This is a genomic window from Pseudoflavonifractor capillosus (genome assembly GCF_016902575.1).
In the GTDB taxonomy this organism is placed as follows: domain Bacteria; phylum Bacillota; class Clostridia; order Oscillospirales; family Oscillospiraceae; genus Enterenecus; species Enterenecus capillosus_A.
This window is the reverse complement of the sequence record NZ_JACSNZ010000145.1, coordinates 1-281: the sequence shown is the minus strand read 5'-3', so window position 1 is coordinate 281 and position 281 is coordinate 1. Positions and strand designations below refer to the sequence as shown.

1 rRNA gene is annotated in these 281 nt (G+C 54.4%); it reads right to left on the bottom strand.

Going from position 1 to position 281, the window contains the following annotated elements:
- Positions 1–281, bottom strand: a 16S ribosomal RNA gene (locus tag H9X86_RS12275); the annotation flags it as partial.

Here is a 281-nt window from a genome sequence, read left to right as displayed (position 1 = left end):
CCAACCTCTCAGTCCGGCTACTGATCGTCGCCTTGGTGGGCCGTTACCCCGCCAACCAGCTAATCAGACGCGAGGCCATCTCAGAGCGATAAATCTTTGGCAGTCAGGGCCATGCGGCCCAACTGCATTATGCGGTATTAGCAGCTGTTTCCAACTGTTATTCCCCACTCCAAGGCAGGTTCCTCACGCGTTACTCACCCGTCCGCCACTTTCCTCAACTTCATTTGGACGAATCCTCAATCCGTTGATTCTCGTTCGACTTGCATGTGTTAAGCACGCCG